Origin of the sequence: Paraburkholderia sediminicola (assembly GCF_046026675.1) — a bacterium.
Lineage (GTDB): Bacteria > Pseudomonadota > Gammaproteobacteria > Burkholderiales > Burkholderiaceae > Paraburkholderia > Paraburkholderia sediminicola_F.
In genome coordinates, this window is the sequence record NZ_JAQQEY010000001.1 from 1,106,576 (window position 1) to 1,130,618 (window position 24,043).

The 24,043-nt window shown below is 61.6% G+C and carries 21 protein-coding genes; 12 read left to right on the forward strand and 9 right to left on the reverse strand.

From position 1 onward, the window contains the following. Nucleotides 1-43 precede the first annotated feature (43 nt). The 3 genes from PQQ86_RS04795 (at nt 44) to PQQ86_RS04805 (ending at nt 3,147) form a co-directional block, all read left to right on the forward strand. A complete protein-coding gene (locus PQQ86_RS04795; RefSeq protein WP_408270083.1) occupies nt 44-1,213 on the forward strand; it encodes an O-antigen ligase family protein in 1,170 nt (389 codons plus the stop codon). A 16-nt stretch (nt 1,214-1,229) separates the two neighbouring features. Continuing rightward, complete coding sequence (locus PQQ86_RS04800) at nt 1,230-2,150, forward strand: glycosyltransferase family 2 protein (protein ID WP_408265157.1); 921 nt, start codon at nt 1,230-1,232, stop codon at nt 2,148-2,150. Between the two features lie 151 nt (nt 2,151-2,301). Next, nucleotides 2,302-3,147 (forward strand): glycosyltransferase family 2 protein, encoded by an 846-nt coding sequence (locus PQQ86_RS04805; RefSeq protein ID WP_408265158.1) that lies wholly within the window; start codon nt 2,302-2,304, stop codon nt 3,145-3,147. Nucleotides 3,148-3,243: 96 nt separating this feature from the next. Here PQQ86_RS04805 and PQQ86_RS04810 read toward each other — a convergent pair whose 3' ends face one another. Next, a complete protein-coding gene (locus tag PQQ86_RS04810) occupies nt 3,244-3,564 on the reverse strand; it encodes a hypothetical protein (protein ID WP_408265159.1) in 321 nt (106 codons plus the stop codon). A gap of 291 nt (nt 3,565-3,855) precedes the next feature. Here PQQ86_RS04810 and PQQ86_RS04815 point away from each other — a divergent pair, with 291 nt between their 5' ends. The 5 genes from PQQ86_RS04815 (at nt 3,856) to PQQ86_RS04835 (ending at nt 10,269) form a co-directional block, all read left to right on the forward strand. Then, on the forward strand, nt 3,856-4,779 hold the full coding sequence (locus tag PQQ86_RS04815; RefSeq protein ID WP_408265160.1) for a recombination-associated protein RdgC: 924 nt from the start codon (nt 3,856-3,858) through the stop codon (nt 4,777-4,779). A 238-nt stretch (nt 4,780-5,017) separates the two neighbouring features. Then, on the forward strand, nt 5,018-5,371 hold the full coding sequence (locus tag PQQ86_RS04820) for a superantigen-like protein SSL4 (RefSeq protein WP_408265161.1): 354 nt from the start codon (nt 5,018-5,020) through the stop codon (nt 5,369-5,371). Between the two features lie 167 nt (nt 5,372-5,538). Then, nucleotides 5,539-6,960, forward strand: a complete 1,422-nt coding sequence (locus PQQ86_RS04825) for an HdeD family acid-resistance protein (protein WP_408265162.1) — start codon at nt 5,539-5,541, stop codon at nt 6,958-6,960. Nucleotides 6,961-7,600: 640 nt separating this feature from the next. Continuing rightward, nucleotides 7,601-9,994 carry a DUF6531 domain-containing protein gene (locus PQQ86_RS04830; protein WP_408265163.1) on the forward strand — a complete coding sequence of 798 codons (2,394 nt, stop codon included), beginning with the start codon at nt 7,601-7,603 and terminating at the stop codon, nt 9,992-9,994. Continuing rightward, nucleotides 9,994-10,269 carry a hypothetical protein gene (locus PQQ86_RS04835; protein ID WP_266257485.1) on the forward strand — a complete coding sequence of 92 codons (276 nt, stop codon included), beginning with the start codon at nt 9,994-9,996 and terminating at the stop codon, nt 10,267-10,269. Before PQQ86_RS04830 ends, PQQ86_RS04835 begins: the two co-directional genes overlap by 1 nt. A 482-nt stretch (nt 10,270-10,751) precedes the next feature. Here PQQ86_RS04835 and PQQ86_RS04840 read toward each other — a convergent pair whose 3' ends face one another. Then, entirely contained in the window at nt 10,752-11,471 is a 720-nt protein-coding gene (locus tag PQQ86_RS04840; protein ID WP_408265164.1) for a glycosyltransferase, read from the reverse strand. A 486-nt stretch (nt 11,472-11,957) separates the two neighbouring features. Here PQQ86_RS04840 and PQQ86_RS04845 point away from each other — a divergent pair, with 486 nt between their 5' ends. From PQQ86_RS04845 to PQQ86_RS04855, 3 genes are all read left to right on the forward strand, one after another. Beyond that, nucleotides 11,958-12,866, forward strand: a complete 909-nt coding sequence (locus PQQ86_RS04845; RefSeq protein WP_408265165.1) for a transglutaminase family protein — start codon at nt 11,958-11,960, stop codon at nt 12,864-12,866. Nucleotides 12,867-12,980: 114 nt separating this feature from the next. Further along, complete coding sequence (locus PQQ86_RS04850) at nt 12,981-13,784, forward strand: transglutaminase-like domain-containing protein (protein ID WP_408265166.1); 804 nt, start codon at nt 12,981-12,983, stop codon at nt 13,782-13,784. A 91-nt stretch (nt 13,785-13,875) separates the two neighbouring features. Next, entirely contained in the window at nt 13,876-14,193 is a 318-nt protein-coding gene (locus PQQ86_RS04855) for a hypothetical protein (protein ID WP_408265167.1), read from the forward strand. Nucleotides 14,194-14,260: 67 nt separating this feature from the next. Here the strand turns inward: PQQ86_RS04855 and PQQ86_RS04860 are convergent, their stop codons facing one another. The 7 genes from PQQ86_RS04860 to PQQ86_RS04890 form a co-directional block, all read right to left on the reverse strand. Further along, nucleotides 14,261-15,217: a Csu type fimbrial protein gene (locus PQQ86_RS04860; protein WP_408265168.1), complete on the reverse strand. Its 957-nt coding sequence runs from the start codon at nt 15,215-15,217 to the stop codon at nt 14,261-14,263. Further along, nucleotides 15,214-17,616, reverse strand: a complete 2,403-nt coding sequence (locus PQQ86_RS04865; RefSeq protein WP_408265169.1) for a fimbria/pilus outer membrane usher protein — start codon at nt 17,614-17,616, stop codon at nt 15,214-15,216. The genes PQQ86_RS04860 and PQQ86_RS04865 overlap by 4 nt, the downstream gene beginning before the upstream one ends. 115 nt (nt 17,617-17,731) lie before the next feature. Further along, on the reverse strand, nt 17,732-18,436 hold the full coding sequence (locus tag PQQ86_RS04870) for a fimbrial biogenesis chaperone (protein WP_408270086.1): 705 nt from the start codon (nt 18,434-18,436) through the stop codon (nt 17,732-17,734). A 98-nt stretch (nt 18,437-18,534) separates the two neighbouring features. Continuing rightward, entirely contained in the window at nt 18,535-19,017 is a 483-nt protein-coding gene (locus PQQ86_RS04875) for a Csu type fimbrial protein (protein WP_408270088.1), read from the reverse strand. A 519-nt stretch (nt 19,018-19,536) separates the two neighbouring features. After that, nucleotides 19,537-20,751, reverse strand: coding sequence for an MFS transporter (locus tag PQQ86_RS04880; protein WP_408265170.1), 1,215 nt, complete (start codon nt 20,749-20,751; stop codon nt 19,537-19,539). 175 nt (nt 20,752-20,926) lie between these two features. Further along, nucleotides 20,927-21,412: a VOC family protein gene (locus PQQ86_RS04885; RefSeq protein WP_408265171.1), complete on the reverse strand. Its 486-nt coding sequence runs from the start codon at nt 21,410-21,412 to the stop codon at nt 20,927-20,929. Between the two features lie 155 nt (nt 21,413-21,567). Next, nucleotides 21,568-23,226, reverse strand: a complete 1,659-nt coding sequence (locus PQQ86_RS04890) for an SH3 domain-containing protein (RefSeq protein ID WP_408265172.1) — start codon at nt 23,224-23,226, stop codon at nt 21,568-21,570. A 249-nt stretch (nt 23,227-23,475) separates the two neighbouring features. Between PQQ86_RS04890 and PQQ86_RS04895 the strand changes: the two genes are divergently transcribed. Continuing rightward, nucleotides 23,476-23,898, forward strand: a complete 423-nt coding sequence (locus PQQ86_RS04895; RefSeq protein ID WP_408265173.1) for a TOBE domain-containing protein — start codon at nt 23,476-23,478, stop codon at nt 23,896-23,898. Nucleotides 23,899-24,043: the final 145 nt, after the last annotated feature.

A 24,043-nucleotide genomic window follows, 5' to 3' on the forward strand; every position in this document is an offset into this window, starting at 1 on the left:
GCTGATACACGGTGGTGGGAGCGCACTATCGATCGCGGCAGTGATGGTCTCGCTCGTATTGCTCGCGTTGCCCAAAAACTGGGGCGGCCTGCCGCCGCTGCAGTGGGATCGTGTCGACGTCGCGCTCTGCATCGCCACCGCGTCCCCGTTTCTCGCGGTGCTGCTCGGCGGCGCCTGGCACGGCGCGGTCGTTGCCAGTACGCTCGATTCGCCTTCCCGATTCTTTGCTGCCGCGCCGCTCTTTCTCGTGTTGCGGCGCGCCTTGCCGCGCACGCTCGCCTGGGCCGACCTGTCGTTCGCGCTGGCGGGGCTGGTCGCACTCGGCATTCTGCTGATCGCGCCGCGCGACTGGGGTTTCGGCCGGCTCAGCAGCCAGTTCCTGAACCCGATTCACTTCGGCGACATCGCCCTGGTCATGGGCGCGCTGTCCGTGCTTTCGCTGAACTGGTGGCGCAAGGACCGGCTGGCGGTGCGCGTCGTCAAGATGGCGGGGTTGTTCGCGGGACTGGCCGCGTCGCTGATCACCGGCTCGCGCGGCGGATGGGTCGCGATTCCGGTGGTCGCGGCGATGATCCTGTATGCGCGCAGCCGCGGCAAATCGCGCAGGTGGAAGGTGTTGCTGCCGCTCGCGATCGTCGCGATCCTCGTCGGCGTGTACGCGTTCTCGCCAACTGCCCGGGACCGCGTCGGTGACGTCTCGTCGGATATCGTACAGTACACGCACGGCAACAAGGACACGCCGCTCGGGATTCGCCTGCAGCTTTACGAGGCGGCAGCGCGTATCGTGGAGAGCCATCCGCTGCTGGGCCTCGGCGGTGACGGCTTCCGTGACAGCATGGAGTCGTTCGCCAAGTCGGGCCTGCTGACGCCCGCCGCCGCCCAATTGGGTCGGGGCGAGACGCACAATCAGCTGTTCGCTTACATGACCGATTACGGCATTGTCGGCGGCCTTGCGCTGCTGTCGATCTACGTCGTGCCCGGCGCGATCTTCTGGCGGCGCCTGAACGCGCCAACCGTGCCGGCGCGGCGCGCGGCCCTGATGGGGCTGACTTTCGTCGTCGCGTTCTGGATTTTTGGGCTGACAGTCGAAACTTTCGATCTGAAGGTGACCGTGTCGTTTTACGCATCGGTCATTGCGATCCTGGCGGCGGCTTCCGCCTATGCGGACCGTCGCGGGCACCACCACGACGTTCCGGGCGAACCTCTTCAATGAAACCTGCCGTCATCCCATGTTCAGTATCCTGATTCCGAGCTGGAACAACCTGCCGTATCTGAAGCTGTGCATCGACAGCATCCGGCGTCATTCGGCGTTCGATCACGAGATCATCGTGCATGTCAACGAAGGCAGCGACGGCACGCTCGAATGGGTCCGCTCGGAAGGCATCCGCCACACGAGGAGCCAGGGTAACGTCGGCGTGTGCCTCGCATTGAACGACGCAGCGCGCCTCGCCACGCTCGACTGGATTCTGTTCCTGAACGACGACATGTTCTGCACCCCGGGCTGGGACCTCGCCTTCGAGGCGAACCTGCGCACGCTCGGCCACTCGTCGGCCTATCTGTCGTCGGTGCTGATCGAGCCGACCGACACCGGCAATGCGAACGTGACCACTGCCAACTTCGGCACCGGTCCCAACAATTTCGACGAAATCGGCCTGCTCCGCTATGCCGCCGGTATGCAGCAGGTTGATCGCGACGGCGTCGCGTTGCAGCCGATGCTGATCAGCCGCCAGCTGTGGCACGCGGTGGGCGGCTACAGCATCGAGTTCGGCCCCGGCATGAGCAGCGACGACGACTTCCTGATGAAGCTGTGGCTTGTCGGCTGCCGGGTGTTCCGCTCGGTGGGCGCGAGCCGCATTTATCATTTCGGCTGCAAGTCCACCGGACGGATCCGCCGCAACCGCGGCGGCCGCGAATTCCTGATGAAGTGGGGGATTTCGCAGCGCGACTTCACGCGCGGCTATATTCGCCAGACGGCTAGCGCCGCGCCCGGCACGCTGCCGAATATTCCACGCGCGCCGTTCAAAAGCCGTTTCAAGCGGGTACTGTATGCGCTCGGCCGCTATCCGTTCGAGGATCTGGAAGGCTGGGAGCCGGACTTACCCGCGAAGCTGACGTTCAAGAAGCCGTTCGGCAGCAGAAGCGACGACTAGGCTAAAAACCTGGCCGATAAGCTGACGGACAAGTTGACCGGGAAGTTGACCAGAAAGCAGGCCGCAGATCGCAACCCGAGGCAATCGATCGGCGTAGCCGCCGACAGGCGCGAACCGCTCGCGCGGACAAATACCACGGAAATCACATTCGATGTTCTCAATCATCATCCCGACCTGGAACAATCTGCCTTATCTGCGGCTCGTAATCGAGAGCCTGCGGCGTCATTCCACGCACACGCATCAGATCATCGTGCACGTGAATGACGGCTCGGACGGCACGCTGGCCTGGGTGCGGAACGAGGGGATCGAACACACTGCGTCGCCTGGCAATATCGGCATCTGTCACGCGGTCAATATCGCGGCGGCGCGCGCCACGCAGGACTACATCGTCTATATGAACGATGACATGTACTGCTGCCCCGGTTGGGACGATGCGCTCGTCAAGCGTCTCGCGCAGATGCCGGCCGACAACCTGTTCATGCTGTCCGGCACGATGATCGAACCGGTCGACTCTGGCAATCCGTGCGTCGTCGTGCAGAATTTCGGCCGCGACGTCGAAAATTTCCGCGCCGATGATCTGGTAGCCGCCACGCCGAAACTCGTGCGCGCCGACTGGCGTGGCGCCACATGGCCGCCGACGCTCGTGCATCGCGACTGGTGGTACAAGCTCGGCGGCTATAGCAGCGAATTGAGTCCCGGCATGAGCAGCGACAACGACTTCTCGATGAAGCTATGGGATGCCGGTTGCCGGGTGTTTCTCGGCGTCGGCGACAGTCTGGTTTATCACTTCCAGCAGAAGAGTACGGGCAAGGTCGTCAAGAACGATGGGCGCCGTCAGTTCCTGAACAAGTGGGGCATGACGCAAGCCACTTTCGATCGTTATTTTCTGCGACGTGGCACGGCGGTGGAAGGCGCTCAGGCGGTCAGCGAACCAGAACGCACCGGCCGCTTGCGGCGCGCGCTGCTCAAGTCGCGCATCAAGCGTGCGTTTAGCTGAAGCGGGGGGCGTGCTTGCGCGCGCATCCGCACGGTCGTTTCCAGCGTGTGGTGGCGGAAATGCGGCGGCGGCCTCGCGCGTGCCAAAGCGGGGGCATTAGACGCCGCCCGTCACCAGCGGCAGCACCGTTAAATCCGGGTGCGTGCCGTCGACGATGCTGCGACCCACATGCACCCCTTCGTAGAGCGCTTCTTCCACGCTGGCGAAGCTCTCTTCGCCATCCGGATGGAACGGCACCGCATGACCAGGGATGGCCGGGTCGGCGCCCGGGTGGCACACGTAACCGACATAGGTGCAGCGGTTATCCGGCGCGGCCGACGGCTTCGTTTCGTCGGGCGGGTTTTTCGGGAAGGGCGCCACGTGAATTTCGAAACCCTCGTACTCCACCATCTGCCAAGGTGCGGTTTCATCGGCCATGGCCGCCTCCGTCTTTGTCGTGCGCTTCTCAAAAAGTCTAGGTGATTTGAACGTAAAGCGTGCCTCAAGACTGATGGGGCTAAACCACTATGGTTTGCACACATTGCATTGTTCGCACTGTTAGAGCCGTGTTGATAATCGATCCGGCACTTAATAGTTTTTCCGTTTTTATTTGAAAATGGCCGTGCGATGGCACCGTATCGGCGCGGGGCGCATGGGTACGCACCCGACCGCGCCATCTTCTCCGCGTCATATAGAATGACGCGCTTTGCCCATACAAGACCCCCGCCAATGTGGTTCAAAAACCTTCAGTTGCACCGTCTTCCCGCTCCGTGGTCCGTCACCCCTGAACAAATGGAGAAATGGCTCGCGCCGCACGCGTTCGCGCCCGGCAACAGCGTCGAGATGCAAAGCCACGGCTGGGCATCGCCACGCGACAACGACTCGCTGGTGTATTCGCTCAATGGCCAGATGTTGCTGACGTTTCGCGCCGAAAAGAAACTGCTGCCGGCTTCGGTCGTCACGCAGGTGACCAAGGCGCGTGCGCTCGAACTCGAAGAGAAGCAGGGCTTCAAACCTGGCCGCAAGCAGATGCGCGAACTCAAGGAGCAGGTGACCGATGAACTGCTGCCGCGCGCCTTCAGCATCCGCCGCGATACGCGCGTGTGGATCGATACCAGGAACGGCTGGCTCGTGATCGACGCGGGCTCGCAAGCGGTCGCCGACGAAGTACGCGGCCTGCTGGTGAAATCGATCGATCAACTGCCGCTTGGCACCGTGCGTGTCACGCAATCGCCGGTTGCAGCGATGACCGAGTGGCTGCTTTCCGGCGAAGGTCCCGCGGGTTTCACGCTCGACCAGGACACTGAGTTGCGCTCGCCGACGGAAGGCAACGCGACGGTGCGCTACGTCGGACATACTTTGGATGCCGAAGATATGCGCCGTCATATCGAAGCCGGCAAGCAATGCATGCGTCTCGCGATGACGTGGAACGATCGCGTGTCGTTCGTGCTGACGCCTTCGTTGATAATCAAGCGCATTGCGCCGCTCGACGTTCTCAAGGAAGCGAGCGACCCCACCGCGCAGAACGACGACGAGCGTTTCGATTCCGACGTCACGCTGATGACCGCCGAACTCGACCGCATGCTGTGCGATCTGCTCGACGCGTTGGGTGGAGAGCAGGGCGTAGAAATGCCGCAAGCCGCGGCTGCCTGAGTGACATTCACCTGAGCTACGTCTATCCGCTGCAGGCCGGCGCGTCGAGAACGCTGCGTGCCGGCACTTATTAAGCCAGATTATGGCTATCTGAATCCGGCTTAATAAAATTTACCCTTCATGTCCCGGCCGTCACACTGCTTGTGCTGACGGTGCAAGCCGTCAGGAGCCTTCCGAACCACTGACGCGCGCCACGCTTTCCATCATGCGGGTCGCGTCATCCTGACCAGGACTCGACGTGAAAATCGCCCACTTGATGATCGCCCTCGGCCTTGCCTGTGCCGCCTCCATCACATCCACTGCCATGGCTGCCAACGCGACGTATCCATCCGCGCCGCTGCCCGCGTATGCGCAGGACGAGTTGCAGAAGGTAATCGACGCCGCAACGGGGCCGTTGCCCGCTGCACAGACTCCGCTGGCTGAGCCACAAAGCGCGGCAACCTCGCAAAGCCCCGGCGTGTTGCCGAACGGTCCTTATGCCACCCCGCGCGTCGCGCCGCACGATGATGACCCGCATGCGGCCGCAAGGACGAGCAAGCGCGGCGCACGTCCGTCGAAGGCGCATCGGCATGAGCGTCACAAGTACGTCTGAGGATCTTGCTGCGAGCGTGCAGTGTCGATGCGCGATGCATTCGCGACACGGCACTGCGTGAAAGCGTCAACACGCGCAGACCACCGCTACATCAGACCCGTCCGCGCCAGCGCCGTGAATATGGTTAAGATTGCGATCATTAAGGCGTCGATCACGGAGGGCTTGCGATGGTTCGGCTGGTTATGATCCTGCTGGGTGTCGATTACCTGCGCACACGCTGGCGTTCGTTGCAGTTGATCGGCTGGGTGAGCCTGGTGCTCGGCGTGGTGGTGTTCATCGACGCACTCGATAGCGCGCTCTATTTCCCGATCACGCCGTTCGCGTTGTTGTTGCTGCTCGAAGGACTCGCCACGCTGACCGTCGCCTGGACCGGCATGGGCGGGCAACGCACGCTGCGCTATGTGAAGGGCATCGCATTCTGCTTTGCGGCGGCGCTGATTCTCGCCGGCCATCATCACGGCAACTTCATTCTGTCGATGATCTTCGGCACGCTCTTTCTCGCCGACGGTCTGCTGCAGATCGTTTCCGCGAAGGTCGTTCGTTATCGCACCTGGCGGCTCGCGATCATCGGTGGCGGCGTTGAAATCGCGCTGGCGGTTTTTTTCTACCAGCCTTATCCGACCCACTATGTGGGCACAGTACCGTACTGTCTCGGCCTCGGTCTGATATTCGGCGGCTGGAACATGATTTTGCTGAGTACGCGCGTTCGGCGTCTCGCGTCGAATCCCGCAGTGGCGTCAGATGATGCAAGCGCCGATGCAGCCAACTCCGCCGCGAGTGCGGTCGCCCCCGGGCGGTTGAGCGCGGTCGAATGGGACGGCCCGCCCAGCGCCGATGAAGACGCGTTGACCGTGCACGTGTGGACGCCAGTCGGCTCGGCCAAGGGCGAGGCGCGGCGGCAGTTGATCGTCGATCGCTATATTGCGGCGGTGGATCGTAACGGCGTGATATCGACCGGGCATGCCGCGCTCGAATCGCCTGAAGGCATCTACATCAGCTTGTATCCGGGCGTCGAAATCGATCGCTCACCCGACGATTTCGCGCGGCTCCTGCGCGCGACGCGCGAGAACGACGTGCCCGGCGTATTCCAGCCCGATTACCCGACCGAATCGAAAGCGTGGTGTCCGTCCACGGTTCAAGTGCGCATACGCAATTACGATCCCGCGCGGCTGCGCCGCTTCTGGGACACCTATCGTCAGGACACGACCTACAACCTGACACACCGCAATTGCTCGAGCAGCGTATCGCGCGCACTGGAAGCGGCGATCGAAGGCGCGTCGGCGCGCGTGTGGGGTGACCTCGGCGGCTGGCGGCCATTTCTGTGGGTGATGACGACGCCGGAGTTGTGGGTGGCCGCGCAACTGCGCAAACGCGCCGCGACGATGGCGTGGACACCAGGCCTCACGCTCGACTATGCCCGCGCGCTCAGCATGCTCGCCGACCCGCGTCCGTCGGGTTGGGTGAAGATGGCGCGCCTCGCCGTGCGCCGCATGGTGCGTTCGCGGCAGGAATGGCGTGAAGAAGAGCGCAGTGCGCCGGCTGCACAGGAAGCCGGGCGCGGGCATGCCGCGGGCGCGGTGCGTGATTGACGCGCTTGGTGCCGACGTGCGGCGTGGGCGATTCGACGGCGACGTGAGGTCTCAACCGCGATTGAGCCGCAACTCAGCCACAACCGTCGCACGACACGGCTAGGCGCCTGGCCTGCCCAACTTCGGCGTAGCGGTAAAAACAGCAGACGTATCAAGAGCTTGTCGATTTTTCCGGATAGTTATGCACAGATTTATGAACGAAAACTGGGGATAACTTTGAGGCCGCCGTTCGGACGGTTAGCCAATTAGGTTTAGCCCGTTTTTTCGCGGATCTGATTTTTGAATCGCAGTTTGTACCGCGATTAGTTTCTTTGCTTTCTTGCGCTACCTATCTTCCTTACGGGCGCGTGCTACGCGCCCCGTCTCTTCACTTTCGGTCGCCCCGAGTTTGAGTGCCGGCGATTAATCACTTCACTTTGACGTAAGGATATTCCGCGTCTGACGTTCTGGTTTTTTCTCGGCGACGCGTTGATGGCCGACGGGCTCTTGCGTGACTCCCTACGAATTGCGTAGGAGGTTTGAAGGCGACGTTTGTACGGGCATAAGGGAGGCCTAATTTTAGGAATTGTCGGATAGCGAGGGTGGAATCCTCCTTATAGGGTGCTTGGGCGTCAACCCAGTAAAACCAATAAGGATGACTATGAAAAACAAAGGAGCCACTGAGAATCTAGCAGGCGCGGCCGCACGCCTGTTTGCCGCATTCATGCTGCTTTTGGTCGCGTTTGATGCAAACGCGGCCGATTACATGCAATGCATGCAGACGTATCAGAAATCCCTTGGAATTCCCGGCACCCCGACCTGTGCTATCCAGGTCGCGGGAACTTCGCCTATGTCGACGGGCCCGGACGATCCATATAACGCAATGAATTACTACAACTGTCCGAATGCCTCGAATTGGATAGCGGACTATTGCGGCGGCGTACAGGTTCCGCCTCAGTCCGACGACTCCTGCCCGGTAGCGGACCCGGTGTTGCCGGCGAAGGGCATTGTCATGCTTTCCGAGGCTGACTTTGCGAGCGGCGACACGCTTCCACTCGTCTTTAAACGCACGTATCTCTCGACACCCTATGACACCACGCAGGCAGCAATGGGCCGCAACTGGGTCAACAACTGGCAGCGTAGGCTTGATCTGCTTGGGGCCAACGCGAGCGTGCCGCACGTTGTTGCTTATCGGGGTGACCAGCAAGCTCTGATGTTCAAATGGATTGGCGGAGCGTGGGTCGTGCCAGGAAATCGCTGGCTCAAGCTGACGAAAGCTGGCGACGGATACTTCTACCTGAAGGACGAACTGCTTGGGACGACGGAAGCCTACTCGGATACCACCGGCAAGTTCTATTCCGAAACAACCCGTACGGGTGTGATCCGCAAGGTTTTCTATGACGGCAGGCAGCGGCTGTCAGTTATCGCCCAGTGGCCAGCCGATAACGCAGTACCGGAAACCTCGACGTCAATTCGTGTGGAATACGACAGTAACGACCGTATCGTTACCTTCGTTGATCCTTTGGGAATGCCCACGGACTATGGTTACGACGGAAAGGGCAACCTTGTTTCGGTAACTGCACCCTATGGCCACGTTCGTCAGTATCTGTACGAGGACGCCCGCTTTCCAAACGCGTTGACCGGTGTAAAGGACGAATCCGGTTCTCGGGTTGCAACGTGGACCTACGATTCCAGCGGACGTGCAATCTCGGTCACTCATCCCGACACGACGCGTAATGTGTCGTTCAGCTACGGTCCAGGCTTTACGACGCTCAGCGACATGACTGGCAGGAGCACGTACACCTTTGATGTTCTGGATACGCGACGCCCTCGTTCAATTGCTACACCAGGCGGCACGGTATCGCGCACGTGGGATGCAGCGGGGAATCTGAAACAGAGAGAGACCCCTGATGGGAATACCCAGTACACGTGGGACAGCGCCAACCGGCCAACGAAGGCGGTTGCGACAGTTGCGGGGAAGAAGACAGTAACGACGATTGAGTACAACGATGACAGCTCACTGCGTCCGCATCTGGTCGCTACACCGGGCAAAGTCCGTGCATTCGTCTATGACTCGCGAGGCAACGTCACGGGCTATGCGGAGCGCGCGACTACTGACCTGACGGGCGAACAGGGACTGCAAGCGGTCGGGACGGGTAATCAAATGACAGTCGGCGCGCGCTACGACGATGCGGGCCGCCTTCTGTCAGCCACTGTCATCCAGGACGGCCTGAAGCTTGAGGACTGGACTTATACCTACGACGCAAAGGCCAACATAGCGACGACAAAGGACGCCGTGTCGGGGTGGACGATGCGAACGCTCGAGCGTAACGCCGCGAACCGTGCAACACAGATAGCGGGTAACAGCGGTCAGGCGAGCATCGCTTACGATGAGCGCGGTCGCGTGAAGTCTTTTCAGTATAACGAACCGGCAAGTTCCATAAATGGCGGACTCTCCCGCGTACTGGCAGTCGACTATCAGTATGGTGCGAATGGCACGGTGTCGTCACATTCAGCGAAGGTCTCAACTAACGGCGCGTGGTGGCAGCCGATCAGCGACGCTGAACTAGGTGTGTGGCTGACCAACTGGGAGTTGGGCAATGACCCGGTTGCGCCACCTCCTATGCTCACAGGAATCAAGTCTGATGCTGAAGCCTTCGTTCCGGACATGTGCGTTGAATGTTATGTGGCGTGGAAAGCCAAGTTGACGGCGACGCTGTATGGTAGTGAGCTGAGCGATTCACTGCCGAATTGGGGCGAGACAACGGAACTGATGCTGAGCGATCAGTCGCAGGTTCCTTATCCTAATCTTGTGCCGGATCTGACCAGCTCTGCGAAGAGGTCGACGCTATACAGCGCTCTCTTCGGAGCCGGAAGTGGTGATGGTGGAATGGTAAAGTGTAGTGGCCGTGAAGGCCATGAGGCTAAATGTCATGCAGCGTATGAGGCCGACTTGGATTTTTGCATCTTGGTTGCTAAACCGAGAGGCCTGCGAAGTTATGCGCTGTGTAAAGAGAACGCGTTTGACAGATATCAACAGTGCAGGGGGTATTAATGGTTAATCATCCGCCGTATTCCGTAGTTCTGACCTACACCGACGATCCTCGCCAATTGATAATGCAAGCCGTGGATTCGGCGAGTTTGGCCCCGCTCGTCGCCGGAAAAATGGCAGTGCCGTTTTTTTTGGACGAAGAAGAATTCGAGTTTGACGACGAATTGGCACGACAGCTTGGAGTGGCAATGCTCAATGTGATCGCAGCAGGCCGACCTGATGTCAAAAAATGCCTGAATCTCACGCAGCACCCAATCGACAGGCCGTCAGAAGAGTAATTGGCCAGAGTATTGTGCAGCGTTACTGGCTGACGTTTGGTCATTGCATTGAAGGGGATCGAACGGGGCTGAGGCTTCATGACTATCCCCTATCACAAGTCCTCTTGCGAAACAGGCGCAAGGAAAGCGTGCTCACATCGCTAGTTTTGAGGCGGGTGCCTTGGCGTGGAGGAAACGGCGGCGTATCTGGAATCCGTGCCACGCGCATTCGGCGCTTTTGACACAGCAGTCATTCTTTCGGTGGCGTTTCGCGCGCCGTCGGGGTCGTTCAGAAACAGTCAGTGAGCTTGGGGCCGCTGTGCTTCACTGATTCTCGTTTTCTTCGGCGCGACGCCGTGGCAGAGCCGATGCTCTTACGGCGCACGCGCAACGACGGTATCAGACGGCCGTTCTGCCGATCGCGTCTTGTGCGCTATCGCCGAGGCGAAGCGGACGGCCGCGGTGCGCACGCTGCAACTGTGTTTGTGTGCACACGACGGCCACTACCTGCCGGTTGCTCCACCCATCGCCTTATATTGCGCGTAACTAAACATCTGGAAATGCTGGCGACCCGGAAGTTTTGCAATGACCTTTGAGTCGTCGGGTGGGATTTCTCCGAACATCTCGTAGTGAGATGCGAACGTGCTCACGTAGTTGACGGTTGGCGCGGTTGAGTGGAAATGCAGGTAGCCACCGGTTTGCACGGCGTTCCAGAATACCCTGTCGCCGCTGATGCTTTCGCGCGCGTCCTTGAATAGCCATGCCGCACATGCAGGAAAGGCGGAGCGCGCAAGGAAATAACAGTTGGTGTCGTTGAAATCGACGCCGTTGGATTCTTTGCAGATGCCGAGCATACGGCCATCGGCGGTGAAAATCGTTCGAGTCGCCGTGACTACCTGTGCACCCGTTTCCTCGACTATCATGCGCATGGTTTCGACATGGTTTGGCTCATACCAGTTGTCAGCGTCAAGAAAACAGATCGCATCAAATCCACTCGCGGCCGCGCAAGCGGCACCTACACCGCGAGGCGTGTCTCCATAGTCGGCGTGATTGGGAATCTTGATGTGGATCACATCTTTCCAGCTATCAACGTCGGAGTCAGGGAATCCATCGGCGACCATAAAGTGGGTCACGTTACCTGCTTGCGCAAGAACGCTTTCGTGACATCGTCGTAAGACGTGACGCGGCTCTTTATAGTAGGCGCTAATGACGGCGACTCGCATGAAGGCTGTTTGTCGGATTGGTCGAACGGCGGATTATATCTATCGGCAACCCACATCAAACTATCTCAATTATGTAGTCAGTTCTTCTCTGGGGAACGGTGGTTTCTTCACGCCGCAGCGTGTGAGGAATGGATCATTGCGGGAGTGCTGGGGACGGAATTTCCTCCGCGTGCCGCCCGCAAAGCCTTGTATGGTGTGGCATCGCCCCCGTTCGGGTACGGTTTTCGCCCAAACTTGCGAACAGATTCTGTTGATAACTTCCGCATGCAGCGCCACCTCCGCCCAAATGAGTGATTTCAACCAATATGGCGGGTGTATGCTCAAAGCGTAAGCTTGTCGATGACAGCACCTCATCACGCCGAACTTTGGCCGTGGCTCTTTCAGGATCACACCGTGCCGGGCGCCCAGCGCCTGCTGCGGCAGCGGGTTTTACCAGCGTGAACGTGATGCTCAGGACGAATCCAGTTGCATCCATCGGCCTGTCAGATGACTGAGCCACAGCGTTTCACGGTGCGTCATGTCAGCGTCTACCGTTACTCGGAACCCGTGCGGTTCGGCGAACACCGGATGATGTTCCGCCCGCGCGCCAGTCACGACTTGCGCCTCGTCACGAACCGGTTGGTGATTACGCCGACGCCGTCGCGGCTGCACTGGCTGCACGACGTGTTCGACAACTCCGTGGCGGTCGCGAGTTTCACGGGCAAGGCGAGCGAATTGCGCTTCGACAGCGAGGCGACGCTCGAACACTTCGAAACGCCCATGCCTGACTACGCGCTCGAGCCGTACGCGGTGAACTGGCCGTTCGCGTACACCAACGAAGAAGCGTCCGATCTCGTGAACGCGCGCAGCCGCCAGTATCCCGACCGCGACGTCGACGAATGGGCACGGCGCTTCGTTCCCGTGCCGGGCAGCGGCGGTGTGAGCGGCAAGAACGGCACCGGCGGCACGATGGCGTTGCTGCGCGCGATGACGCTCGACATAAAAAGCACGTTTCTCTATGTGCGCCGTACGGAGAAGGGTGTGCACCGTCCTGGCGACACCTTGCGCAACCGCAGCGGCAGTTGCCGCGATTTCGCCGTGCTGATGATGGACGCGGTGCGTTCGCTCGGCCTCGCGGCGCGCTTTGTGAGCGGTTATCTGTTCGTGCCCGACGTGCCCGGGTCCGACGCGGTGCAAGGCGGCGGTGCGACGCATGCATGGCTGCAAATCTATCTGCCTGGCGCCGGCTGGGTCGATTTTGATCCGACCAATAGCATCGTCGGCAATCGCCATCTGATTCGGGTGGCGGTGGCGTGGAATTACTACCAGGCGTTGCCGTTGTGGGGCACATGGCATGGCGCGCCGCATTCGTTTCGCGGTTTGCAGGTCGATGTGAGCGTGACCGAAGGTAAGTGAGGGACGAACCGGATGACTGGGCTCGTACAAATCAAACGTGTTAGCTGGGAGTGTCAACTCAGGTTGCTCACCGGGCGCGTCAACTGAATGTTTCAACTGGAAGAGGGCGTTGCGATGAAATTGCGCGTTGGCTACGAGCTGGTCTATGAGTGCGTGCAACCGACGCCGATGATGCTGATGTTGAACACGCACTATTCGCACGCGAAGGAAGTGCTGAGTCCGGATTTACTGGCGGTCAATCCGCCGGTGCCGATCAGCCAGTATCGCGACGGCTTCGGTAATCTGTGCAGCCGGATCGTGGCGCCACAGGGACTGATTGCGTTTTCGACGAGCGCGGTGCTCGAGGTGTCGTCCGAGCCTGAGCGGCGGCCGCCGCTGACCGAGCAGCATTCGGTGGAGGCGTTGCCTGACGATACGCTGGTGTTTCTGCTGGGCAGCCGATATTGCGAAACTGATTTGCTGTCCGAATTTGCGTGGCAGACGTTCGGCAAGATGCCGCTCGGGCGCGGGCGCGTGGATGCGATCTGCAACTACGTGCACGAGCACATTGTGTTTGGCTACGATTTCGCGCGGCCGACCAAGACCGCGTGGCAGGCATGGCAGGAGAGGAAGGGGGTGTGCCGGGATTTCGCCCATCTGGCCGTGGCGCTATGCCGGGCGATGAATATTCCGGCGCGGTATTGTACGGGCTATATCAGCGATGTCGGCACGCCACCGCCATACGCGACGATGGATTTCGCCGCGTGGTTCGAAGCGTATGTGGGAGGCTGCTGGCAGACTTTCGATCCGCGGAATAATGTGCCGCGTACGGGGCGTGTTTTGATGGCGCGGGGAAGAGATGCGGCTGACGTCGCGATCAGCAATGCGTTCGGGGCGACGCAGTTAATGAAGTTCGATGTTGTCTGTGAGGCGATATAGATTCTGCTGCCGATAAAGGCCTAAAGTTTTTCGCGTGAAATGCCGAAAGACCGGAATCGCTACTCGCGCCGCGAGCCGATTCCGGACCGATATGATGCCCCGCAACACAGCCACAACATTAGTGGCAATTCTGCTGGCAGCGCCAGCGTCAAAAGCATGGCCAACGGAGCTGGCTTCGATCCCGGTCAGTCTGACCGTGCAGGAAACCTGCGTCATCCAGTCGGTGGACGCGGCTATCACCGTTGCGAATCAACCGGCGGTTTCCTGCCTGCATGGGGCGCCGTTCCAGATATCCCAGGTCGCATTCGACCCCGCCGCACCGGACGAAACGGCGCGAAATAAGGCGCAGCCGGTGCAATTCGTCGCCACCCGCGGCGCCCGGCAAACGATCTGGACGATTAACTTCTAGAAATCGCCCTTCGCCCTTCGCCCGTTACGCATGCGGTCCGTCGGCCGGCAGAGCCAGTGCCCAAAAATCAAAAGCTGATCGTCGCGGTAATCGTGTCGCTGTAATTGCCGGGCATCGGCGTTGTTTGCGCCGGCACACGGCCGTACACCGTGATCGGCACTGCATTGCCGCTGCCTGTGCCCGTTGCCATCGTCGTGCCCGCCGTACCGTCACCCCATGCACTCGTGTGGGCGGCATCCGTGTAAAGCTGGTAGTTCACCGTGCCGCCACCGCCCGCACGCTGCATCTGACGTGCCGCGACATTGCCGCTCAACCCGCTGCTAAGCGCGATCTGATACGCGTCGCCGTTCGTGCAGCGCGCCGTGATCGCGCCGCTCGCGCTTAACGCCGAACTCAGCACGCCCGTCGATGTGAACGCAACGTTGGTCGCGCTGATCAGGCAGTTATTCACCACCGTCGCGCTCGCCGTGAAGCCGAAGCTGCCGGCGCTCGTCGTCAGCGCGGCGCAGCCAGGCGCGAGCAGCAGGAAGAAGCCATAGGTGAGTGAAGTCTGGCTCAAGGTCTGGGAGTACGTGGTGCTGGCGTTGCCGGTGGTGGGCACAGTCGGCTGATTGCCGGTGATCTGGCCGTAGAAATTCACCGATGTCGTCGCGGTATTGCCGGTTACTGGTTTGTTGAGAATCACCGATATCGGCGTGGTGCCGAGCGTGGTCGAGCCCCACGGGAGCGAATGCGCGGCGTCCTGATACAGGTTGTATTGCAACTGGTTGGCGCCGATCGTCAGCGTACGCGGCGTCGTGCCGCCCATGTTGAGACACACCTGCACGCTCGGCGTCAGCGTAATCGCGGGCCACGTGCACGAAATGCTGACGGTGCCGGTCGCCGCCACGGCGCTCAGGCCAATCGGACTGACGTTGCCGAAGCTCAACGCCGATGGGCTCGCCGTACAGGTTTGCGCGCTCACGCGCTGCGGTAACACGCCGAGCAGCGCGCATAGGGCGAGGAGCAGGACGAGCCGTCTCATCGCGTCGCCGCCGCGCCGGCCGCGGCTGTGCTGCCGCAGGTCAACGGTCCGAGCGTCGGCAGCGAGCCGTCGGCCGGACGCTGGTAGGCGAACTCGACACTGCAATGGGCGCCGCCGGTGTCGATCTCAAGATGATTGTCGCGCTGCAGATTCTCGATGAAGGTCAGGCCGTCGTAGCCGACGATCGTATCGCCGCCGCTTTCGACGTGATGCACGCGCGTGCCCGGCGGCAGCAGCTTGCCATCGGCGCCGTGCAGAATCACCGAAGCAGCGCTGTAGCGCGTCACGCGAAAATTCGCCAGCACGCCCGTCAGCGACTTCGGCACGAGATCCATGGAGGTCGTGGCGATACGCGCATCGGCGGGAAGATTCATGCTGTCGATCGCGACCTGGTTGTGCTGGTACGCGTTCAGATCGGGTATCAGCAAATGGCCGTTGCGGTCGGTCGTGCCGATCACGCGGTTTTCGTGCAGCACCGGCACGCCCGCGACGCCGTCGGTGGACACCAGCGCGAAGCCGTCGTCGATACGCCGCGCCGGCTGGATGCTGTGGTCCATCAGCACGATCGCGCCGGTCACATCGAGCGAAGCGTTCGCATGCCGGTCGACGTCCTGCGCGAGCGCCGTCACCTCGCCGTAGTTGCCGAGATACTGCGCCTGAGCCTGACGGTACGGCACCGCGCCCGAGCCGCCAGCCTGCACGCCCCAACCCCAGCCGCCGGCATAGTCGGGCGGGCGCTGCGCATTGAGGTTGTAGGTCGACTGGCCGTTCTGACGGCCGACACTGGCATTGACCGCCGTGTTGTTTCCGAGGCCGAAGCTCGCGGTCAGAAATACGCCTTGCGCGTTGTGCTGCAGAAAGTCCTTGTACGTGCTGAGCGTGAGCGAGGCCAGATTGCCGAAGTTCAGCGTGTACGAGAGCGAGCCGATCCGCGAGGCGGGAATGCCCGGAAAACGGTAGCCGATATAGCTGACCGACACGGTCTGGCGGCTGAAGAAGGGCAGCGCCAGGGTCACGCGGTCGGTGGCGGTGGGCACCGGTGTACCGTCGCGCGCGGCCAGATCGCCGTAGTTGCCATAGGCGCGCAGCGTCTGCGCATCGATCGAGAAGTGCGGTTCGATCAGCTGATAGCCGAGACCGAGCTGGGTGCCGGTCAGCTTGCCGGCGCTCGCGGACAATGAGCCGTTGATCACGCCGGCCATGCCCATGCGCACCAGCGCACCGGCACCCGCATTGACGAGGCCGCCAGTGGCTTCCGCATGGCCTTCGAGTGTCAGCGTGTCGCTCATGCCGCGCCGCGCGGTGGCGCTGACCGCCGGGCGCGGATCATAGGAAAACGAATCGATGCCATACGCGCGGCGCAGAAACCCGGCTTCGAACGAATAGCTCGACAGGCCGGCCGCCAGCATGCGTGTATCGACGTACAGCGGCAGCGAAGTCGAAATGGTGCGGCCGAGCGCGTCGTGCGTAATGACCGTTGCCACGCCCGCGCCGGTGATGCCCGGCACGTTGTTGACGATGAACGGCCCGCTCGGCACATTGCCGCTGAATTGCCGTACGTTGTTGATGTACAGATCCACCGCCGACGGCACGACTGCCGTGCCCGAGAGCGCCGGCACCGGAAACGTCACGAGATCGGGGCGCAGCGCAAAGTTGCTGCGCCACTGGAAGCCGCCGATGCGAATCGAACGGCTCCAGTCGAGCGAGGACGAAATGGTGTCGCCGAACTGCGTGGTGCTGAGCGTGGCCGGATTCGAGGTGCTCCACGCGGTGTCGTAGCGGACGTAACGATGCAGATCGCGGTATAGATACGCGATACCGGTATTGCTCAGCACACCGGACGGGTCGAAGTAGCGCCCCTCGCTCCACAGGGCAAACTGCGCGTTGGTGTCCGTTTGCGCGAACGCGTCGTAGTTGATCAGAAAGCCGCGCGATGCGGCGGCGTTCGGCGTTTGCGCTAACTCGCGGGTGTCGAACGTGTACGGCTTGCGGATTGCGTCGGGCACCTGCAGGTCGATGGCCTGGAGCGACGCGTCGTATTTGTAGTGCAGGCCCGGGATCTGGTCGAGTTCGATCGAAGCGGTGTCGGCGGCGCCGAGCTTGTCGGTGGCAATGCCGACTTCGCTCAGGTCCTTCCCCGTGGCGCTGAGCCGGCCGCCGACGTCGCGAAAGTGCGCGATCAACGAGGTGCGCTGGCCGTTGAGCATGACTTCCAGATACAGATCACGGCCTGCCGCGGCGTCCGGCGCGGTGTTCGTCGCGATGCGTTCGGCGGGGGGCTGGCCCGGGGCCGGCGGTGGCGCCTGCGCGCCCGCCCGATTCACGCTCAGCAAGTTCAGCGTTGCCGCGAGCGTGACGGCATGCAGTCTCCATCCATGGCGTATTCGCCGTCGTGTCATTCTCATTGATTGCGTGGCGGTGCATCATGTGCGTTCCTGGCGACCCCGGCGCGATCATGACCGGCCTTGCGTGCCTGTCGTCAGCACGTGCGTCGGCCCTTGATGCCTCGTGTGTTCATTCGACATTCACCGTCGCTTCGGCCGGCAGCGAATTGACCGCGGCGCGTACCTTCAGCGGACCGTTCTGGGCGGCGTTGTCCGGCAGCGTGACCGGCCAGTGGCGTTCGCGGCCGGCCAGCGCGTAGCCAAGCAATCCTTTGTTGATTACGTAGGCGTTTCCTGTGTTGTCGATCAATTGCACGGCGGCTATCTGCGCGCGCTTTTTGCCCGCGTTGTCGACGCGCAGCATCCAGCCTTGCGCGCTGCGTGACAGATGCCAGGACAGCTTCGGCTGACCGATGTCGACGGGCGGCTCGATGAACACCGGCACCGAGTAGCGCAGACGGATCGTCACACCGCTGGTGGGCGCGGCATCGGGTTCGGGCAACTCGTCGATCAGCACGCGGTAGCCCTGTTCCGCACTCGATGGCTGCGGGGTCGTACGCACCAGCCGCACCAGCTGATCGGCATGTGCGCCGACCTGGATCAGCGGCGGACTCGCGACCAGATCCTGAGTGGGCGTGAGCGTGTCTTCGCCGCTTGCCTGATCCCAGCGGAACACGCGAACCTGGCCGAACAGCGGCTTCTCGCCGGGGTTCTTCAGCGTGATGCCGGTTGCGTTGGCATCCGCCGACATGTCGACCATCACCGGCGAAATTTGCAGCGTCGCGGCTTGCGCGAGCGGCGCCGATAGACACCATGCGAATGCGCTTGCCGTCAGCAGGCGACGAGGCGTGGCCATGGTGCTCGAGACGCGCGTGCTTGCAGATTGCGTCTTTGCACACCGCGTCCTTACACACCGTGTCCTTACCGACCGTATCAAAAGTAGACCGTAGCGGTGATGGTGGTCTGATAGGTGTCAGGTTTCGGGGTGGTCTGCGCCGGCACCTGGCCATACACGACAATCGATTGCGCCGAGCCAGTGCCGGTGCCGCTGGCCGTGTTGGTGCCCTGCGTGTTGCCCCATAGGGTCGTGTGGCCTGCGTCCTGATACAGCTGGAACCCGACGGTGGTGGCGGTATTGCCGGTGGCCGTGCCGGCCATCAAACGGCTCGTTACGGTGGAGCCGGTGACCGTGCCGGCGTCGAGCCCGACGTTGTACGGCGTGGTGTTGGTGCAGGTCACGGCGACCGTGGTCTGCTGGTTGATCGCGGTGCCGAGCACCCCGTTGCTGCCGAAGTTCAGCGGGTTGGCGCTGATCGAGCAGTTGGCGTTCAACGCGAGCGTGACGGTGAAGGTGGTGACGGCGGTGCCGTTCGAATAGGTGGCGGCGCGCGCGAGTTGCAGAGGCAAACCGAACATCAAAGCGACGACGAGACTGCACGACAGCAGTTTTTGTTTCATCATAAGACCTCGCAAACCGACAGGACGCGGATTTTCCAATTGAGCGGGCAGTTTGAAATTGCACTGGCTAGATCGTCGGTCTATTAGCCGGATATTTCAGTGGGGCGTAATTGTGTTATGCAATGGCCGTCGCAATTGATGAAATTAAGTCTACACCAGACTTTCTTCGTAATACAAATTGTTGCGCTGAGAAATATATTCGAAATATCTGGCGCGGACAGTGTGGCGTGGGGCGATGACGTTGAGGAACCAGGAAATTGTTTCTATGTGGAAGTTCGGGAAAATACCTAATTCAGGTAGTTTTTTCTAATAAATATGAATATTTTTGAAGTACGGGTTGTGCATGATTGTGCGCGGTGAGTGGTCTATTTAATGCCAATCGACTTATTTGAAATTCGCGCGATTAAATCTCAAGCCGATGTGAATTTCACGCACGCGCAATGTTAATTATTGCTTTCAGTCAGGGCATGCGCGGCGTCATTCACCAAGCGCGAGCGTGCGCTTGCGCCGCAACAGCGCCGAGCCGATCGACACCGCCACGCCGATGCAGCCCATCGCCACCGAAAGAGCCACGATCAGCAAGCCGGTTTGTGCGCGTGCCGAAAACACGCCGACCAGCAAACCGGCGAGTGGCTGCGTCATGTTGTTCAACAGGATCACCACGCCGGTTGTCTTGCCATAGTCCTCGGGCGGAATGATTTTCTGCCGTGCGCTGCGGATGTAGACATTGAACATTTTGTCGAAGCCGACAATCAGCAGGAAGCCGAGTGCATAGCCCCAGGGCGCCGTACTCGCGCCGGCGATCACGCCGCCGGCACAGATTGAAATGAACGCGACCCGGCCGAGCGTCTGCGCAGGCCAGGCGTTGCGTGCGATCGTCAGGAGAATCAGCACCGTCGCCACGGCGCCGGCGGTTTGCAGGCCGGCGTAGTAACGGTTCGATTGCGCGTGCAAGCCGGTCACCATCGCGGCGGATGTTGCGAGCGTCACGCCGATTACCAGGTTTTCGGCGGCGGCGAGCAGGACGACTTTTTTCAGGCCAGGTAGCACCAGCACATGACGCAGCGCGATGCGCAGGGGCATCGTCCAGTGACCTGGTGCGGTGGGAGGGGGAGGTGGATCGCCGGCGCGGAAACCGCTGGTGCGTTGCCACAGCAGCAGCGCTGCGTCGGCAAACAGAAACAGCACGCCGGTTGCACCGACCACCCACTCCCAGCGCCACAAGCCGAGCAGCAGTGCGGCCAGCATCGGGCCGAGTACGAAACCCAGTTGGTCGGCCAACTGCGAGTAGGCGAGGACACGCTGGAATTGCTGCGTGTTGAAGATTTGCGGCAGCATCACTTCGCGTGCGACCAATCCCTGACTCGTGAGTACACCGCACAATGCCGACAGCGCGATCAACCAGCCGATGCCGCCAAACAGCACATACGCCAGCACGCCGCCGAAACACACCAGTGCCCGCACGGTCTGGCTCACACGCATCAGCTTGAGCGGCGAGATACGGTCGCACAAGGCGCCGAAGAAAGGGAAGACCAGGTAGCGCGGCAGGGTTTCGATAAAAAACGCGAGACCTGACCACGAGACCTGGTGCGTCGTCTGGAACACGACGAGTGGGACGAGGAACAGCAGGACCTGATCGGCGAGACGCGCGACAAACAGCGAGCAGAAAAAAGCCTGATGGTTGACGCGCACCGTTCATGTCCCGCCGTTTATGGGTCGAGACCGATCCTATCAAAGATCGAAGGGCTGCGGTCCGGCGGAAGACGCCCGCATCAAGGTGGGCAGCATTCTTCCGCCTTATCGTCGAACCACAGTCGTGGCGCGATCGTCAGCAGGCGACCTTCTCGTCATGGACGGCGTAGGCGGTTTATTGCGCGCCGCACTCCGCGCCTTGCATCCCCTGCATGCCTTCCTGAATCTGTTCCGGGGTCAAGTCGCGCTTGTGCGTGGCGAGCGACCAGCTGTGGCCGAACGGGTCCTTCAACTGGCCGTAGCGGTCGCCCCAGAACATATCGGCAAGCGGCATGGCGACGGTCGCGCCGGCATCGACGGCCTGCTTGAAACTGGCGTCGACGTCTTCAACGTAGTGATGAATCGTAACCGGCGTGCCTTTCAGCGCGTTCGGGCCCAGTGCGTTGTGGTCGGGCCATTCGTCGGTCAGCATCAGCATGGAGTCGCCGATCTTCAGACAGGCGTGCATCACTTTGCCACCCGGCCCGGGCAGGCGGTATTGCTCGACGGCGTTGAAAGCCCTGGTGTAGAACGCAATGGCTTCCGCGGCGTTGGCGCAAATCAGATACGGGGTAAGCGAGTGCATCCCGTCCGGGATCGGTTTGACAGCGGGGCTGGACATGACGGCGACTCCTTGAAGTAACAGGTTCGTGAGTTGAAAGACCGGCTGCGTAAGCCAGGCCTCCAACGTTACGACGAGTGGGTCACCGTTGAATCGACACTCCGGGAAAAATACTTTTTTAAGCACGCCCGTGCGGTGTGGTGCGATACGATGCGTCAGCCGGCCGGATTGTCGTCGTCTGGCGGCGCGGCGGGTGTGGAAGGTGTGGAAGGGGGCGAAGGCGTCGCCGCGCCACCGCCCGGCGCGCCGAGGATGCTGATCTGGAACGTCGGCGTCGCCGCGAGCGATTGTAAGGTAGCGTCTTCCGGGATGTGTTCGAATAGCGGCAGGATCACCGAGCCGCCGATCACCGCGCGCCGGCTGTTGTCGGCCGGACGCAAGCCCCACACGTCCTGGTAGACCACCGGTACGGCAATGCCGTTGCGGCTCGTGTTGCCGATGTACAGCATCACATGGCCGCCAATGTAGATCAGCGTGCGCAACGGTTCACCGTGCTGGGCGAGGTAGTCGAGCCGTTGCGCCGGCGTCGACGCGGACAGATCGATCATGCGTCCGGCGCTCATCTGCGTCGACGAATGGCGAGGCAGCCACACGCCGAACGCCGCGAAGATGCTTTGCAGTTCCGACGAACAGTCGTTGTACAGGCCGCTATTGCCCCAACCGTACGGCCGACCGATCAGCGTTTTCATCAGCATCGCCAGATGCCGCGGAGTGGCGGCGAGCGGCATCGGGGCGATCTGCGCATCGCTTAGCTGGGCGGTGCGGATGATCGCGTGGCCGTCCACATCGCGGGCCGGGACGAAGAGTTTGCGGGCGGCGGGGGAGTCGGCGGCTTCGCTCGCGGGTTGATTTGCGTGTGGTGCGGGCCGCGTCGCGTTGTCCGGAGCGAGCGGCAGCAGCGTGCCGGCGGGCGCGTCGAAGCGGAACACCCCGCGGCTGTCGCGCACCGGTGCCGAGGCGACTATCACGGCGCCCAGCGACTTCGCGGCGGCGCGCCACGTATCGACGAAGATCCCGTCGGTCAGGCCGACGCCTTCGCTGCGTACCCAGCCTTGCACGTCGGGCGTCTGCACGTAGCGCCACGCGCCATCGACGCTGCTGCCCAGCACATACAGCGGCGTGCCTGGACGTACTGCCGAGATCTGCAGGTTGTCGAACGGATAGCCTTCGCCAGCGAGGTGGTGATCGTAGAACGACGGGTCCGTGGTCGGCAGTTCGCGCACCATCAGGTTGCTGGTGGCGATCGCGCGGCGCTCGGGCTGGTAGGCTGCAGCCTGTGTGAACTGGCCGAGCTCCATGTTTCGCGCAATGGCGTCGATCCACGCCTTGTCGTGCGGCCGGAAATTCTCGCCGTAGCCGAGCGCCGCGCCGCTCTTGCCGGTGTTGTCGAACTTGTCGATGCGGCGCTGCTGCAGTGCGACAATGTCCGCGCCTTGCTGGCGATAGACGCGCATCGCCACGTAAGCGGGATTCCATGGCGACGGCGCGGTCGTGCCGGTGCCGAAATAGTGCGCGTAGAGGGCGCTGAAGTGCGCCTGCTGATCCGCTGGGCTCAGGAACGGCCGGTCATAGCCGGGGCTGTCCGGCTCGAGCCAATGGTCGACATTCTGGTCGTAATTGGCGATCGGAAACAACGCGACCGTGTCGACGCTCGTATGGGCATCGCGGGTCGGCGACGGATTGCTGCAGGCGGAGAAGGTAGCGATGGCCGCGAGCGCGGCGCATAGCTTGGCGGCACGGCGGGCGTGCGGCAATCGGGCGGCCAGGCGAGTGACCAGGCGTGCGGCAAAGCGGGGCAGGACGGCGACAGGCATGGAGTTCGACGGTGATGGTCCAAGGGCACGATGATACGGTGTCGCGCGACGGGCGAGGCGTTATGCGTTTGCGTCGTTATGAGTGTATTTGCACAACGCTTATGTGGTTTCATTGGGGTTCGAATCGTCAATAGCGGCTATGCCATACCGCACTTCACGTGCAAGCGACCGCACAGGCCGGGCGTTTCTTTACACTCGACACATCGCCTCGAAGCGTCTTTCACGAGGCTTCACAACCAGGAGAACAACATGCAAACCAGCGCACGCAATCAATTCGCCGGCGAAATCGCCGAAGTCAAACACGGTGCCGTGAACGACGAAGTCACGTTGCGCACTCAGGACGGTCTCGAGATCGTCGCGATCATCACGCACGGCAGTGCGACGTCGCTTGGCCTCGCTGCCGGCAAGAAGGCCTTCGCGCTGGTCAAGGCCTCGTCGGTGATCGTCATGGTCGACGTGGCGAAGAGCCAGGTGTCGGCACGCAATTGCATCGCCGGTACCGTGTCGGCGGTCACCAAGGGCGCGGTGAATTCGGAAGTGACCATCAGCGCCGGCGGCGCGCAGATCGCCGCGATCATCACCAATGAAAGCGTCGACCGCCTCGGGCTCGCGAGCGGCAAGGCGGCGACGGCGATCTTCAAGGCATCGAGCGTGATCATCGGCGTCGAATAACGATCGACGCATGGCGTTGTTCGCAGGCTTAACGTCTGGACAACGCCATCAGGGCGCACGTAGATCGAACGGAAAGAGGGCGGCATGCGCCGCGTGGCGTGCCGTGAAGGAAACGGCGGCTTGATTTAAACTGCACGCCTCGCTG